Below are 13,786 nucleotides of genomic sequence, written 5' to 3'. Positions count from 1 at the left end.
GCGCGGGGTCGCGCTGGTGAACCGAGTGTGGACGCGGTCGCTGGTCAATCACATGTCGCAGCCGCAGTATTGCCGATAGGTTTCGCACATGGTCCCCGAATGGCATATCGGACCGGTGGCGGTGCCGGTGCACAGTCTGTTCGTCGGACTCGGGGTATTGACGGCAATGGTTGTGTTCGTCGTCGAAGCGCGTCGGCGCGGTGCCGTCAACGACCAGTCGCTTGTCGCGGTCACCGGCGCACTCGTGGGCGGCGCGATCGGCATGCGCCTCTCCGGCTGGGCACGGCACCTGGACTTCGCCGCCAACCCGACCTTGACCCGCGCGTGGGAGTACGGCTCCAAGAGCATTCTGGGCGGTCTGCTCGGTGCGTACGTGGGGGTGCTGATCGCCAAGCGTATCGGCGGGTACCGGGGCAAGACCGGTGACCTGTTCGCCCCGGCGGTGGCACTCGGAATGGCCGTCGGCCGGATCGGGTGCTATCTCACCGAGGCTCCGGGTCGCCCTACCTCACTGCCATGGGGCGTGCACGCCGCCGCCACCACGCCCGAATGTCCGGGGTGTCTCACCGGGCAGCCGATGCATCCGTCGTTCCTGTACGAGATCGCCTTCCAGCTGGCGGCTTTCGCGGCACTGCTGTGGCTGCGGTCACGGATCACCCGCCCGGGCGAGCTGTTCGTGGTCTATGTCGCGGCCTATGCCGTATTCCGCTTCTTCGTCGAGTTCACCCGCGCCAACGAGACGGTGTGGCTGGATCTGACTCGGCCGCAATGGTTTCTGCTGCCCTCGCTGGCCCTTATCGGTGTTCGGATATGGTACGGCTACCGCCGCGGTTACTATCGCTTCCCAGCGCATCGGCAGGAGGTACCCGCATGACGACTCCCCCACCGGGCGATGACCCGAACGGTGACGACATCCCGCCGCCGCCGGATCAGCCGTTGCCGCCCGCCTATCTCCCGCAGCCGCCGTGGAATCCGCCACCGCCGGGATATCGGCCGCCCGGCCAATACGACTATCCGCCGCCGGCGCCACCGCCGTGGCAGCAGCCACACACCCCCCGCATCTCGGTCGGGATGGCGTTCCTCGGCGCGTTCCTGTACTTGCCGCTGAATTTCGTCATCGGTTTCGCGGTGCTGGCCATGTCCGGAGGGAGTGGACACGCGGCGCTGGTCGCCGGCGCAGTGGTGTTGGCACTCATCGCATTCGGCGGCGGTGGCGTGCTACTGGCAACCTCGAATGCGAGCGGTAAGGGAATCGGCCTCGGATTGATGATCGGGTGGGCCGTGCTGACCGTCGTCTCCGTCGGATTCTGCACGGGCATCAATCCCGAGCTGTACACGTGACGAACTCCGGGATGGGGTTACGAGGCGACCGGTTGATGCGCTACGTGACCGCGTTCTGTCCGTCCTGTCACAACGAGGCACCCGATAAACCGCTGACCGATGTCGTTCGCCTGAGCGGCCGGCTCGTCGAACGGGACGGACGCGTCTGGCTCGAGCGCGGTTGCCCGACACACGGATTGGTGCGCACCCTCTACGACGAGGATCCGGAGATCCTGTCCTATCTGGAGGAGTGGACGGCACCAACCAAAGCCCACACCCCCGATGTGGCCGCCAATTTCGACCCCATCCCGGCGGCGTACTTGCGCGGTCTGCCGGAGATGCAGACCCAGCACACCTGCATCCTTGTCGAAGACATCGCTGAGACCTGCAATCTGCGCTGCCCGACCTGCTTCACCGGCTCCTCGCCGGACCTGCGCAATGTGGTGGCAGTCGCCGACGTACTGGCCAACGTGGACCAGCGACTGGCCCGCGAGAACGGCCGCCTCGACGTGCTGATGCTCTCCGGCGGTGAGCCGACGCTGCACCCGGCGCTGCCCGAGCTGTTGGCCGAACTGACGTCGCGCCCGATCACCCGAATACTCCTCAACAGCAACGGCATTCGTATTGCCGGGGATGACAACCTGCTGGATCTGCTCACCGAGCACCGGCAGCGCGTCGAGGTGTACCTGCAATACGACGGCCTCACCGAGGATGCGCACCGCCATCACCGCGGTGGCGATCTGCGCTCGATGAAGCAGTCTGCGCTGCAACGGCTCTCGCAGCGCGAGATATTCACGACCCTGGTGATGACCGTCGCACTCGGGGTGAACGATGCCGAAATAGGCGACATGGTCGAGTTGGCGCTGGCCACGCCGTACGTCGGTGGAATCAGTATCCAGCCACAGTTCGGATCGGGCCGTTCCGGGCATATCGATCCGTTGGATCGGTTGACCCATACCGGGGTGCTCACGCGGCTCGGTCCGCAGACCGACGGCTTGGTCACCTGGCGTGACCTGACCGCACTGCCGTGTTCGCATCCGCATTGCTGTTCGGTCGGATACCTGATTCGCGACGACGCGGGCGCGTGGCGCTCGCTGGTTTCACTGCTCGGTCACGACGGGCTCAAGGCCAGACTCGGCTTGGTGTCGAACCGGATCGTCGACACCGAACTCCCCCAGCAGCTGCGCCTCGCGGTCAAAGAATCGTTACTGGGCCTGTTGTCGGAGCAGTCGTCGCTATCGCATCCCGACATCGGCGATGTGTGGCGAACCATCTGTGAGAGTTGCGATCTCGGCGTGAGCACACTGCTCACCATGGCCGCGTCGGCGCTGCCCGGGCGACAGCGCAAGCTCCGCCGAATGCTCGGCGAACGGATCGTCCGCATCACCGTCAAACCGTTCATGGACATGTCCACCATGATCGAAGAACGATTGATTCAGTGCTGCGTACACGTGGGCACCAGCTCAGATCAGCACCAGTGCGCGCCGTTCTGCGCTGTCCAGGCCTGGCCCGCGCTGGGTCGCCAGCGAATGTCGATCGCGACGGGCCGACAACTCCCGCTGCTCGCGGTCAGCCCCCCGGGCGGGGAGTGACCGGAGACGTCGTCGTCGAGACCGTGGTCGACGTCGTCACCGTCGTCGTCGGGCTCACCGTGGTGGTGGTCGACGGAGAAGTCGACGTCGTCGTGGTCGGGCTGGTCTCGGCCGGCACCGGCGTGGCAGTCGTCTCGGTGACCGTCGACGTGCTCGTCGACACGGACGTGGTGGTCGTCGCGCTGGCCGGGGCCAGAACCGCGCACGCCACCCGGGCACCGGCGTCGCCCGTGGCCATCGTCTCGGCGTCGGGTCCCGGCACGCCGTCATGGGTGTAGCGCTGCGGGATGTTGGCGAAGTTGTCGGGGTCCGCGTGGATGATCAGCGCACTACCCTCCGGTCCCTTGAGGTCGTCGAGCTTGATCGCGTCGGTGGTCGCGACGACCTTTCCCGAACCGTCCGAGCGCACGAAGAGTGGTGTCAGATCGCCGCTGGCTGGATGTTCCGTGCGGCCACCGACCTGCAGATGACCACCGGCGGACAGGAAATTGCCCGGCGCACCGCCCGACGGGGCGACGGAATCGGCCTCACACTTGCCCACGGAGTGGATGTGCATGCCGTGGCTGCCCGGGGACAGGTTGCCGCCGGCGACGGTCTCGACCGTCACCGTCGCGAACCCGCCCGAGAAATCGATGGTCGCATTGGCGATCGGCTTGCCGTCCGGTGACTTCAGCTCGGCCTTTAGCGTCTGGGCGCTCGAGCCGGATGACGTCGTCGTACCGGTGGTTTGCTGGCTGCCGTTCTGCGTGGAGTTGCAGCCTGCCAACACGAAAACGGGTGCCGCAAGAAGCGCCGCGGCGGTGGTTGCGCGATTCAACATCGCCCACGAGTACCCACAATCTCTGGTTTGTATCCCGCTTAGTACCCCGGCCCGCGTCCCGGCTAGCGATCCGTACCGGTGCGGCACGCGCTTTCTTGCCCGCTTACCAGCTCCACTGTGTCGCCAACGTCGACTGTGACCACATCGTCGACGGGGCTTGCGACGAATGGGATGCGGAGTAGACCGTAGAAGCTGTCGGTCTCGACGAACGTGTGGGCGCGGGCGAACAGCGGCTGCGCGTCGACGACTCGGACTCGAAGCTTCTCGCGATTGAGTCTGCCCAACTCGCGGCCGGATTCGGGGTCGGTGATCACCGACGCCTCGCGGCAGTACACGGCGAAAACCATGCCCACTGCCACTCCAGCCTCGGTCCCGCGGTTGATCACCAGGGTGTAGTCGTCCTCGACCAGGGCAACCTGCCCGGTGATGGCCGGCCGAGTCACGATGCCGCCAGCGAATTGCTTTCTGGCAGAGCAGAAGCCGATCCGGCGCGGATCCGTGGCCGCAGCGCGTAGTCGTCGGGGCGAACGGATAGGTCGACGTGACTTGGCGGATCTTGCTCGGTTCCCAGCGTGAGCTCGACGGCCGTCTTTGCCTGGAACAACGCGATCACCGCGTGCTGGTGGTGATCGGTGCCGAAGGAGCTCAGCGCCAGTGCGAGCTTCTTGTCGACGTAGTGGACCGAACGCTGCAAGTCGGACTGTGCGGGTTCGGCCTGCTGGGTCTGGCGCGCCGCTTCGATGCCGAGTCCGCTGTACCAGCGGTGCCCAAGCGCTCCCAGGGTTGCGGCACTGGTCGGGATGACGACGACGGTGCAGATCAGTCCGAGGGTCGAGTGCAGCGCGATTGCGCCGACGACACCGAGGAGCATGCCGATGCTCGCGACGCCGACCAGTTGTACGGCGGCGGGCACCGCTTCGATCGCGCGCCAGAACCGCGTGATGGCCCGAGCGCCGCGCCGGCTAGCGACCGCGATGAAGTGGGCGATGCCGGTGATGGTCTTGAGGGCGAGGCGGCCCGCGTCGTCGGCCTGCTTGCGGGTGATCGGCGACTTCGGCATCGACCAGGTCCGCTGCGGCGGCGGTGCGGGGTTGAGCTCAGCCGGTTGCTCGGTGGCCTGCGGCTCGGTGGGTGCGGTGGGTTGCGCCGCGGGGTCCTCCACCGACGGGCCCGGGTCAGTCACAGTTGCATCAGCAGCCACACCTGTATCATCGCCCGACCGGTCCCCGATCGTCATCCTGGCGCGCCGAGGCCCACCCACCTACTTTGGGCCAGGCGCTGCTGCGACGAACCCGTACGTCGGCCGATGCCACCACACCGGCCTCACTGATTTAGCCGGCGGCTGCCTTCGCCGGCGCCTTCGCCCGCGCGCTTGATCCCTTTCCGGACCCGGCTGCTGCCGGGTTGCGCTTGGCGTCGGCGCTGCCACTCCCGGCGGCACTACTTCCCTTGCTGGCCTTCACATCACGGCTCGTGGTGGCTTTGGGGACGATCGGCGCCGTCACGGTGGTGGTCGGCGTGGCGGCCTGGACGGACCGCGGCACCTCGTTGGCCGCGGCCAAAGCACTTGGCGTGGTCGCGCTCTGCGCGGCCGCGGCGCTCGCGGGAGCAGTCCATCCGATGGACTTCGCGATGGCTCTGGTGAAGTCCATGAACGCACCGATAGGTCCGATCCCGGTTCCGGTCGCGAGCGGGACGTGGATGTGCAGCACGTCGAGCAGGTTGTTGTCGTAAGCGAAATCGAGGGCATTGAAGATCGAGCCGCCCGGGCTGAGCAGGCCGCCGAGAGCAACGCCGACCTCGACACCGTCGGGGAAGCTGACGCCGATCGCCGGTCCGAAAGTCTTCGCCAGCGCTGTGAGGTCGACGTGTTGCCCGCCGTTGAGGAATGCGTCGGTCATGGCTGCGGGGATGTTCGCCAGGGCGGTCAGCGCTCCCGCCACATCCGGTGTGGGCGCGGTGAGGTCGGCACGGACCGAGTCGAGGCTGGACGCCAACACCAGCAGGGGGCCCAGGACCGGCCCGGCCATGCCGAGGATCAAGCCGCTCAGCGGGCTGGTCGAGAAAGCCAGCAGCTGCAATCCTGTCGGGGAAATGACGAGATTCAACGCAGCTGGGACACCGGGCAGCTGCAAGACGGCGGGCAGAAGCTGGTAGAAGGTGCCGTGGGTGGGATCCAGAGTGCTCAGATCGGGAGCGGTCGGCGCGGCGAGCGCCGCCTGCAGGTTCGTCTGGATGTGCGTGGCGATGGCGGCGACGTCAGGCAGCTGTTGGAGGTACGACAGCTGGTTGGCGATGATCTGCTGCAGGATCGGAGCCGGCGCCTCGCGCCAAGTCTCGAACAGCGCCTGCGCGTTCTGGCCGGCCCTGGTGAAAATGTCGGTCCAGTCGGTGCTCGCAGCGAGTTGGATCGCCGGCGTGGTCAGCATGTCGGGCGGCGGAACCGTGACCGGACTCAACGCGATGGCGCTCGTACCCACAACAGCCACGCCGGCTGCGATGAAGGGGCGAGGGATTGCAGGCATGTCGACTCCCCGTCGTCGTGTCACCCCTGACCCAGACGTAAACCTACCCCACATCATCGGGTGCACAACACTGAATCCGACAGAGCTCGGCCATGTTTGGGCCGCACGATCAGTCCGGCGTTGCCAACGCCGACTTCTGGCAAATCCGATCAATGCCGCGCGACTGGGCCGCTACGGCATCTCTTCCCCGGTTTCGGTCCGTCAGCGAAGCGCGCCCGGATCGGCGCTAACGCTGCCAGTCGCTGGAGCCGTCGACCCTGGTGTAGGTGCCGGTGGAATTTTTGACGATGATCGGGTCGCCGGCACCGAAGTTGTCGTAGAACCACCGTGCATTGGCGGGGCTGATGTTGATGCAGCCGTGGCTGACGTCGCGCTTGCCCTGATCGTCGACCGACCAGGGAGCGCTGTGCACGAAGTTCCCGCTGTCATCGAAGCGGACGGCCAGCTCGACGGTCGTCTTGTAGCCGTACGTCGAGTTGACGGGGACTCCGTAAGTCGAGGAATCCATCACCACCGTGGGCATCTTCTCTTGGACGTAATACGTTCCGTTCGCGGTTTGGTGGCCGCCGGCCGCCATGCCCATCGACATCGGGATGACCTTCTCCACGACTCCGTTGCGGGTGACGGTCAGTTGATGCGTGGCGTCGTCGGCGGTGGCGATCAGCGTGTCTCCCGTTCGGAACGTTGAGACCATGCCAGCGGCATCGACGGTCACCGCGGTGTGGGCGGGCCAGAAGCTCAGCGGCCGCCAGCGCAGCTGCGTGGGAGTCATCCAGTAGAACTTGCCGGGAACCGGTGGGACGGAAGAAATGTGGATGGCGTTTTCGGTCGCGCCGGCATCCTCGACCGGCCCGGGGAAATCGATGATGACCGGCTGAGCCACCCCCACCATCGAGCCGTTCGTGGGCGCGATCCTCGGTGGCGCGAATGGCGCAGCGCCGGTAAACGGCGTCGGGTCCTGCCCGGCGGCGGGACCGGCGACGACGTCCGGATCACCTGGAGCCGGATCCGCCTGTGCAGGGAATGCATTCGCGGTCATTATCAATCCGACAATCGACGCCGACCCGGCGACCTTCAGCGCAGCGACGCGAATTCTTCTTGCCCAGTGCGACATTGCATCCCTCCCATCGTCTGGGAGCTAGTGTCGCATAGAGCCACGCCGACGTGGCAGCGCTACCACTGAAGAGTCGCTGCCAATTCCGAGGAGCGCTTTCGGCGCCTCGTGAGCAGCGCCGACAGAAACGCCCAGGTTGCGCCGATCGTCGCCCACATCAACGCCTGGTTCAGCAGGGTATAGACCCGAAAGTCGGCCAGTACCTGGGCGGGAAAGCCGTCGATCACCATGCCGTTCGGGCCGCCGAGCGGTCCGGGGACTTCATCGAAGTCGGGTAGCACCACGACGGTGGCCAGCATGACCGCCACGTAGGCCCCGACCGCGAGGGTGGCTGCGGGCCAAATCCCCCACCGGCGCGCCCATGCCAGCCCGGCCGCCATCGCAACGCCCGCGCTCACCACCGAGATCACCGTGACGGTCAAGAACGCCGAACTTCGGGCGCCGATGGTCTCTTCCAGACCGACGGTCGGCGGATTCGGCGGATATTTCAGGCCCGGCACCAACGTGATCACTCCGAACATCCCCGCCGACAACAACAACGCCAAGCCGGTCGGATCGGTCTCGGCACCGCGCCTTCCGAGTACCGTGCGGATCACCGTGTAGGCCACTGCAAAGAGCACACCCATCACGACGGCGAAAGCGACGACTCCGACCGCAGCACCGACGTTTGCCTGAACCGAGCGAGTGAAGAGCTCGTGGCCATGGCCGTGACCGTCTCCGGCGATTTCGGCCTCGGCGTGTTCACGGGCTCCCTCGTAGTCCACCGCAGCGCCGATCAAAGGCTCGATCATCACGCGACTGAACGCGAAACAGGCGATACCTGCCAACACGCCCGGAACGAGATACCGAACAGCAGCAGGCAATTCGGCGCTCAGTGGCACGGGAACCCCAGAAGATGCCGCGCGTCGTGGAGGAATTCGTGGACGTGGGTGTCCGATCCGAACACCGATACCGCACCTTGGTCGTAACCGACGAAGTAGTAGACGATCAACGCGAGGAGCATCAGCACGGCCAGGCGAAGCGGGCTCGCGAGACTCGTGGCAGCCGCGCGCACATCGACGGGCGGCACGGCGTGGGCGGGGTTGGCAGTGTTCATCTCAGAAGTCCTCAGTTCTAGTGGTCGTGATCGTGGGCGAGCGCGTGGTCATTGGCGTCGGTCAGCAACGGTGCGGTGAGCAACGCGTGGCGGTCGACGAGCTTCTCGAGCGTCACGACCCAGTGGTCGTAGTACTCCCATTGCCCCCGTTCGGATTCGGGGGTGGCTTCCCACTCCCCGATCGTCGCGATGAGAGTCTGCTGGAACTCGCTCCACGGGTAGTGCCGGAACTCCGAGAGTGCGAGTGCCAACCCGAATGCCCGACGCTGCCATTCGTGGTCGAACTGCGGAGCAGCCTGATCGGTGGTGCAGGTCTCGTGCAGCTTCATGACGCGGGACCCGCCAACGCCACGCCGATCATCGACTCGGTGGTCACCAGATCCATCAGCATTTCCTCGGTGAAATCCTCAGTACCCGAAGGCCTTTCGGGGATGACGAACCACCGTGAATGCCCGCTGGAATCCCACACCTTGATTTCGGTGTCGGCCGGTAGATCGACTCCGACCTCGGCGAGCACTTTGCGCGGTTCCCGGGCTGCCCGTGATCGGAACGTCGGATCCTTGTACCAATACGGCGGCAAGCCGAGTACCGGCCAGGGAAAGCAGGAGCACAGCGTACAGATCACCAGGTTGTGCACCCCAGCGGTATTGGCCACCGCCTGCAGGTGTTCACCCTCGGCGCCGGCCATGCCCTCGGGCAGGTCCAGTTCCGCGACCGCGGCGGGGGTGTCTACGACGACCCTGGCGGCGAATTCGGGATCCGTCCAGGCCTTTACGACGATCTTCTTGCCGTTGAGCGGCGTCATCTCGGTCTCGAAGTATGCCAGTACCTTGTCCACTGTCTGAGGCGTGATGACGCCCTTCTCGATGAGCAGCGCCTCGAGTGCGGCCGCCTTGGCGGCACTTGCCTCTTCCCGGTCGGGCGGGTAGGCAAATTGACCGGTCATGCGTCCTCCTCGATTGGTGCCAGATAGGCTTCGAATAGTTCGGCGTACAGCTTCAACGGACCGTCTTCGGCTCGCGAACCCCAGATTTCGGAAGGGTCGAACCCGACGATGTAGATCGGCATCGGCTCACCAATCCCGTCGCCGGTATGGCAGAAATAGCCATAGTCACCCTCGAAAACGCGTTCCACCGTGCCAACCCTGCCGCGGAGGTATCCCGGCAGCCGGCTATGGGCGTCGGCGGGCACATTGGTGATTCGCACTTGCGCACCGACCACGAACTTCGGGTGCGCCGCATCGCGCCGCGGACTGTCGCCGAGACGCAGATACGCGATCACCTGATCGTCGATCGCGGGCAGTTCCTCGACATCGGAAGCGGGTCCCATCTCGGCGATCCGGGCGGCGAGTTCCCCTTCGGTGACGTAACCCTTGTCGATGAAGAACTGGGTGATGCCACCCAGCCACTTCTCGTAGTAGCGAAACTTGAAGTAGTCGAAGGGATTCATCGCCTCGGCGCCGGTGCGCAGATCAGCCCACGTCCACTCGTCTTTGAACGCGGTTGGCACCTCGTCGATGGGATAGGCAGGCAGCGCCGAACCGAGATGGTTCGACAAACCCATCATCGCGACATGGATGCCGAAGATGCGTTTCTCCCAATCTTCCACGAAGACACGCTTTTCCAGGGACAGCGGTTCCGGAAGGCCTTCGAGGCCACCGAGATAGTGCTGTAGTTTCATCAGGCGGGGCTTCCTTCCGTCGACGGTGGTGCGGTGTCTACCGCGGGCTTCTTCGTCATCGCGGTGGCCAGGTACTCGGACAGCAACCCGAAGGATGCACCGAGGACGCACGCCACGGCAGCGACCAGGCCGGGGTGCGAGACGGTGGTGACGGTGATGTCATTGCCTCGGCCGGCGACCGTCGAGACTGTTGAGGCGAATCCGACGACGACGGCGGGCGTGGTGGCCAGCAGCGGCAGCCAGGACGCCTGCACCATAACCGCGCTGCCGACACCCACCGCGATCGCAGTGACCAGCAGGCTGCCGCCCATGAGGTAGGCGGCATACAGGCTTGCCGACGCGATCACCACGCCGACGAGGTTCGACGAGACCGATCGGATCCAACCGGTGACACCGCCACCGACGAAGAAGAACGATGCCCAAGCCAGAAAAACCACCCAGATGGGCACTGTGATGACTTCGGCAGTGAAAGCGACTGCCACGCCGCCGAGGACGCCGATGCTCAGCGTCAAGGCTGTCCGAGAATCCATGGGTTCACCTTCCAGGGATACGATCCGCCGTGCCCTTGGTGCGACATCGGAGCCAAAGACCGTGAAATAAGGCTCACGCCACTGGGTTTCGTTGGTGTTACGCGAGGATTGCTCTGGGCAGCAGGACCGGACACAAATCGGGCAGTTTCGGACCTCGCAGCGCGGCCCCGCGCTCGACGGCAGGCACTTCTCGCGGACAGGGCGAACAATGTGGCGCATCATATTGACGGGGATCACGAAAGGGCAGCGCACGTGTCCGACGAGAATCGGCCGCGACAGCCGGCCACAGAAGCGAAGGCGCCCAAGACCGTCGTGTTCGCGTTGTACGACAAGGTAACGCTGCAGGATGTCGCCGCGCCGCTGGAGATCTTCGCGCGCGCCAACGACTTTGGCGCACGCTACCGAGTCATCTTGGCGTCGTTGACCGGTGATCCCGTAGACACGACCTCGTTCGTGACGCTCAAAGTCGACATGCCGCTGGCCGACGTGCCGGACCGTTTCGACACGTTGATCGTCCCGGGCGGTGTGCCGCCGGACTTCAACTTCACGCCCGGGGAGCATGACATCCCCGAGGAGCAGACCCCGGACGTGGTGTCGGCGGCTTTGGAGATGGTGGGCGAATTGGCGCCACGGGCACGCCGAGTGGCGTCGGTGTGCACCGGGGCATTCGTCCTTGCCGCCCTGGGACTGCTTGACGGCCGCCGAGCGACCACGCATTGGGCCCATTGCCAGGAACTGGCCCGCATTTATCCGCACGTCGAGGTCGACCCGGATTCGTTGTTCGTACAGGATGGCCCGTTCATCACCGGAGCGGGCATCAGCGCGGGCGTGGATCTGGGGCTGGCCATGGTGGAAAGCGACTACGGTGCCGACGTGGCCCGGCGGGTAGCGCGGTGGATGGTTGTGTTCCTGCAGCGTCCAGGCGGCCAGGCTCAGTTCAGCGTCTGGACCGAATCGGCCTTGCCGGTATCACGCGGACTCCGCGAGATCCTCGATGCGGTGGTGGCCGACCCAGGAGCCGATCACTCCATCGCCGCGATGGCGGAACGCGCCGCCGTGAGCGAGCGGCACTTGGTTCGCATGTTCCACGATCAAGTCGGGTTGACCCCTGCCCGGTTCGTCGAGCAGGCCCGCCTGGAGGCGGCGAAAGTATTGCTGGCGACCGGAGATCACGGACAAGAAGCCGTCGCACGGCGAGCGGGCTTCGGTTCGGCCGACACTATGCGCCGCACTTTTCGCCGCGCTCTGGGCGTTTCACCGAGCTCGTACCGAAGTCGATTTCGCACGACCGGCGTCCACCGCTAGCTGCCCGGCCGGCAGCCGATCTTTCCCTGTGGGGCCGATTCAAATACGACACAGCAACCGTGCCGGTATTTGCATCAGCGTAAACGTCTGACTACAGTCGCAGTCGAGTCGGGTCTACCTCGGTAGTTAGGGACGCCATCGTGAGATCGAGCTGTAGCCCTTCGTTTGTGGCAAAGGTCTGTGCGGTGTGGGTCGGCGGGCCGCTGATCGCACTTGGCCTCGGCGCGCCGGTCGCTTCGGCATCACCGCCTAGCGGCGGGACCGGCAACGCGCACACACAGACGGCGACGAATGCCAAGCCTCAGGCCGGGCCCCGCAGCCGAGCCACCGCGCGTGTTCGCGCCGCGGCCGAACCGCGACCTGCTGCGGATTTCGCCTTGTCGTTCAACGGACACACCGTGGTCCAATCCGGCACCGCGACAGCGACTTCGGATCCCGGGTTCAATTTTGCGGTGGCGGGTGCGGGCAGTAGTGCGTACGCCGGCGGCGGGGGTCTGTTCAACGTCGCGGTGGCCGACCACAACAGCACGGCCAAAGCCACCGGTGGCGTCTTGAACTTCGCCAGCGCCGACAACGACAGCACCGCAATCACCCAAGACGGGATTTTCACCACAGCGCAGGCCCATAATGGCGGCACTGCAACGATTTCCGGGGGCAAGCTCAATATCGCTGATGCGGACAACGGCAGCACCGCCTCGGTGAGCGGCGGTGACAGAAACCAGGCCACCGCTGACGGCAGCGGCAGCGTGGCGTTCGCGGGGAACGGCGACAACAATCAGGCCACCGCGTACTGCGGCTCGCATGCCAACGCCGGTGGTAGCGACGACCTGGTGGTCACCACCCCGGCCGGCGGTTGCCCGTAGCCGCGGGGCGGCTTCAGTCGACCGCGCTGACCGTCGCGTCGCAGATCGGCACATCGACGCTCATCGCATGGGGCACATCGTCATTCGGTGCGGTGACGACCAAGGCGCCCCACCGTGCACACGTCTGGCCCGTCGCGGAGTCGATCGTCGATGCCGAGACGTCCGCGGTGGCGGTGTCACCAGGGTTGAGCGTGAGGTGATGTGCTGCATTGGCAGGGCGGCGTGGCACATTGATCAGCACTCCACCGGCCGGCGTGACGAGGTCGGCCCCCGGAAAGCCGACGAGTGTGCAGGGATGCGCCGATGTGTTCGTGAAGGACACGGTGACGTGACGTTGCGTCTGCGCTGACTCCAAGGGCCCAGCGGTAACTGCCAGGCCATCGCCTGCGCACCCAGCCGACGCAGTCGGGGTCGACTGCGGGCCGGGAACTGGCGTCGCCGTAACAGTGACGGTGGCCGTCGCGACAGGTGGCGGCGTCGCCGCGGCCGCAGCCGATGTAGTCGCCGATACTGCCGTCGGTGGGGGCTGCGCGGGGTTCCCCTGCGCAGAACAACCGGCGAGCAGAACAACCGTCAGCAGGAGTGTTGCGGGTCGTGCGAGCGTCATGCCGCAATCACACGATGCCGGCGTGGCTACCGATTCCAAATTCTGGCGGCGGTTTTCCGGCGACTGATCGTGGGCATTAATGGACCCATGGATAAGCTCGCCCGACTTCAGCACGCCGAGAAGCGCATCGTCAGACTTCAGCGGCGGGTTTGGCTGGCGCAGACATTGGTATGGCCGACGGTCATCGTGGGTGCGATCTTGGCAGTGGGTGCAGTTGTGTGGTTCGTCCAGCGCCGCTCCGGCGGGGGTCGCCACGAGATGCCGGATACCCCCGGCGCGCACAAGGCAGGCGTCACCGCCGCACAGACCCCGGAATCGCCGTCGCCGATATAAC

18 protein-coding genes are annotated in these 13,786 nt (G+C 65.7%); 6 read left to right on the top strand and 12 right to left on the bottom strand.

What is annotated here, in order from left to right:
• Positions 1-88 precede the first annotated feature (88 nt).
• The 3 genes from AB431_RS06010 to AB431_RS06000 are packed head-to-tail and all read left to right on the top strand — an operon-like array spanning position 89 to position 2,912.
• Entirely contained in the window at positions 89-874 is a 786-nt protein-coding gene (locus AB431_RS06010) for a prolipoprotein diacylglyceryl transferase (RefSeq protein ID WP_047329163.1), read from the top strand.
• Positions 871-1,341, top strand: a complete 471-nt coding sequence (locus AB431_RS31155) for a hypothetical protein (RefSeq protein ID WP_235435839.1) — start codon at positions 871-873, stop codon at positions 1,339-1,341. Before AB431_RS06010 ends, AB431_RS31155 begins: the two co-directional genes overlap by 4 nt.
• 11 nt (positions 1,342-1,352) lie before the next feature.
• The gene (locus AB431_RS06000; RefSeq protein WP_047333129.1) at positions 1,353-2,912 is read left to right on the top strand and encodes a radical SAM protein; all 1,560 of its coding nucleotides are present in this window, start codon (positions 1,353-1,355) and stop codon (positions 2,910-2,912) included.
• On the opposite strand, the gene AB431_RS05995 is transcribed toward AB431_RS06000, so the two are convergent.
• The 11 genes from AB431_RS05995 to AB431_RS05945 all read right to left on the bottom strand — a co-directional run bounded on the left by AB431_RS05995 (position 2,890) and on the right by AB431_RS05945 (position 10,677).
• On the bottom strand, positions 2,890-3,732 hold the full coding sequence (locus AB431_RS05995; protein ID WP_047329162.1) for a superoxide dismutase family protein: 843 nt from the start codon (positions 3,730-3,732) through the stop codon (positions 2,890-2,892). The two genes, AB431_RS06000 and AB431_RS05995, sit on opposite strands and share 23 nt — an antisense overlap.
• A 62-nt stretch (positions 3,733-3,794) precedes the next feature.
• A complete protein-coding gene (locus tag AB431_RS05990) occupies positions 3,795-4,175 on the bottom strand; it encodes a hypothetical protein (RefSeq protein ID WP_047329161.1) in 381 nt (126 codons plus the stop codon).
• Entirely contained in the window at positions 4,172-4,933 is a 762-nt protein-coding gene (locus tag AB431_RS05985; protein ID WP_047333128.1) for a hypothetical protein, read from the bottom strand. Before AB431_RS05985 ends, AB431_RS05990 begins: the two co-directional genes overlap by 4 nt.
• 130 nt (positions 4,934-5,063) lie before the next feature.
• Positions 5,064-6,257, bottom strand: coding sequence for an outer membrane porin GjpA (gene gjpA / locus AB431_RS05980; RefSeq protein WP_144418205.1), 1,194 nt, complete (start codon positions 6,255-6,257; stop codon positions 5,064-5,066).
• A 226-nt stretch (positions 6,258-6,483) separates the two neighbouring features.
• Positions 6,484-7,371, bottom strand: a complete 888-nt coding sequence (locus tag AB431_RS05975) for an Ig-like domain-containing protein (RefSeq protein ID WP_047329160.1) — start codon at positions 7,369-7,371, stop codon at positions 6,484-6,486.
• Between the two features lie 59 nt (positions 7,372-7,430).
• Entirely contained in the window at positions 7,431-8,252 is an 822-nt protein-coding gene (locus tag AB431_RS05970; RefSeq protein WP_082135565.1) for a CbtA family protein, read from the bottom strand.
• Entirely contained in the window at positions 8,243-8,467 is a 225-nt protein-coding gene (locus tag AB431_RS05965; RefSeq protein ID WP_047329159.1) for a CbtB domain-containing protein, read from the bottom strand. Before AB431_RS05965 ends, AB431_RS05970 begins: the two co-directional genes overlap by 10 nt.
• Before the next feature lie 17 nt (positions 8,468-8,484).
• A complete protein-coding gene (locus tag AB431_RS05960; RefSeq protein ID WP_047329158.1) occupies positions 8,485-8,796 on the bottom strand; it encodes a nitrile hydratase accessory protein in 312 nt (103 codons plus the stop codon).
• Positions 8,793-9,413: a nitrile hydratase subunit alpha gene (gene nthA, locus AB431_RS05955; protein WP_047329157.1), complete on the bottom strand. Its 621-nt coding sequence runs from the start codon at positions 9,411-9,413 to the stop codon at positions 8,793-8,795. Before nthA ends, AB431_RS05960 begins: the two co-directional genes overlap by 4 nt.
• Positions 9,410-10,147, bottom strand: coding sequence for a nitrile hydratase subunit beta (nthB, locus tag AB431_RS05950; protein ID WP_047329156.1), 738 nt, complete (start codon positions 10,145-10,147; stop codon positions 9,410-9,412). The genes nthA and nthB overlap by 4 nt, the downstream gene beginning before the upstream one ends.
• Positions 10,147-10,677: a DUF1097 domain-containing protein gene (locus tag AB431_RS05945; RefSeq protein ID WP_047329155.1), complete on the bottom strand. Its 531-nt coding sequence runs from the start codon at positions 10,675-10,677 to the stop codon at positions 10,147-10,149. Before AB431_RS05945 ends, nthB begins: the two co-directional genes overlap by 1 nt.
• 252 nt (positions 10,678-10,929) lie before the next feature.
• On the opposite strand from AB431_RS05945, the gene AB431_RS05940 reads away from it, so the two are divergent.
• Together AB431_RS05940 and AB431_RS05935 are read left to right on the top strand one after the other, a co-directional pair.
• Positions 10,930-11,982: a GlxA family transcriptional regulator gene (locus tag AB431_RS05940; RefSeq protein ID WP_047329154.1), complete on the top strand. Its 1,053-nt coding sequence runs from the start codon at positions 10,930-10,932 to the stop codon at positions 11,980-11,982.
• 167 nt (positions 11,983-12,149) lie between these two features.
• Positions 12,150-12,845, top strand: coding sequence for a hypothetical protein (locus tag AB431_RS05935; protein WP_047329153.1), 696 nt, complete (start codon positions 12,150-12,152; stop codon positions 12,843-12,845).
• Positions 12,846-12,858: 13 nt separating this feature from the next.
• Here AB431_RS05935 and AB431_RS31150 read toward each other — a convergent pair whose 3' ends face one another.
• Positions 12,859-13,452, bottom strand: coding sequence for a DUF4232 domain-containing protein (locus tag AB431_RS31150; RefSeq protein ID WP_082135564.1), 594 nt, complete (start codon positions 13,450-13,452; stop codon positions 12,859-12,861).
• A gap of 87 nt (positions 13,453-13,539) precedes the next feature.
• On the opposite strand from AB431_RS31150, the gene AB431_RS05925 reads away from it, so the two are divergent.
• The gene (locus tag AB431_RS05925) at positions 13,540-13,785 is read left to right on the top strand and encodes a hypothetical protein (protein WP_047329152.1); all 246 of its coding nucleotides are present in this window, start codon (positions 13,540-13,542) and stop codon (positions 13,783-13,785) included.
• Position 13,786: the final 1 nt, after the last annotated feature.

The organism is Mycobacterium sp. EPa45 (assembly GCF_001021385.1).
Lineage (GTDB): Bacteria > Actinomycetota > Actinomycetes > Mycobacteriales > Mycobacteriaceae > Mycobacterium.
This window is presented reverse-complemented; position numbering and strand designations above follow the sequence as displayed.